This window comes from Vibrio sp. 10N.222.49.C9 (genome assembly GCF_041474985.1).
Taxonomy (GTDB): Bacteria; Pseudomonadota; Gammaproteobacteria; order Enterobacterales; family Vibrionaceae; genus Vibrio; species Vibrio crassostreae_C.
Map to the genome: position 1 here is coordinate 1 of NZ_JBFRVD010000754.1, position 840 is coordinate 840.

2 protein-coding genes are annotated in these 840 nt (G+C 47.7%); both read left to right on the top strand.

Features of this window, described 5'->3' with window-relative positions; translation table 11 throughout:
• Positions 1-274, top strand: a 274-nt coding sequence (locus tag AB4585_RS25420; RefSeq protein ID WP_372171558.1) for a helicase C-terminal domain-containing protein, incomplete at its 5' end; no start/stop codon positions are given.
• A 17-nt stretch (positions 275-291) separates the two neighbouring features.
• A partial coding sequence (locus AB4585_RS25425) for a sulfite exporter TauE/SafE family protein (protein WP_372171560.1) occupies positions 292-840 on the top strand: 549 nt, incomplete at its 3' end.

Consider the following 840-nt stretch of genomic DNA (forward strand, 5'->3'; position numbering starts at 1 on the left):
AGAGAACCTAGTCATTACCAAGATCCCATTTGCGGTTCCCACCTCTCCTGTAGAAGAAGCCCACGCCGAGTACATAGAAAGCCGTGGCGGCAATCCGTTCATGCAAATTGCGGTGCCCGAGGCGAGTAAAAAGCTGATCCAATCAGTAGGGAGATTACTGCGCAAGGAGCAAGATTCTGGTAGAGTTATCATCTTCGACCGCCGTATCGTAACCAAACGTTACGGCAAGGCATTACTAGACTCTTTACCACCCTTTAAACGTCGCATCGATTAGGACTGATTCATTACTCAATGGAATACATAGAACCAAGTATGCTGCTCATATTGGCCATTGTTGCCTTTATAGCAGGCTTTATTGATGCGGTTGCTGGCGGAGGTGGGATGCTTACCGTCCCTGCTTTGCTTTCTATTGGCTTACCTCCACATATCGCTTTGGGTACCAATAAGTTAGCCGCCTCTTTTGCCTCTTCGACAGCGGCTTTTACCTATTACAAGAAGAAGCTGTTTAAGCCTAGATTATGGCTGCCTACGTTTATTACCACTCTCATTGGCGCAACGTGCGGTACCTTGTTTGTAGATTCTATTTCTACCGAGTGGTTAGAAAAGGTGCTCCCTCTCGTTATTTTGGCGGCTGCTCTTTATACCATCATCCATAAAACCCCCGATGCGAATAAAAACCTGATGCCTGAGCCAGGTAGAAAGCACAACATCACGCAAGTGACGCAAGGCTTTAGTCTGGGTTTTTATGATGGCGTGGCAGGACCTGGAACCGGCGCGTTTTGGACCGTTAGTAGTATGGCGCTCTATCGCCTGAATATACTGCTAGCATCTGGTCTTGCG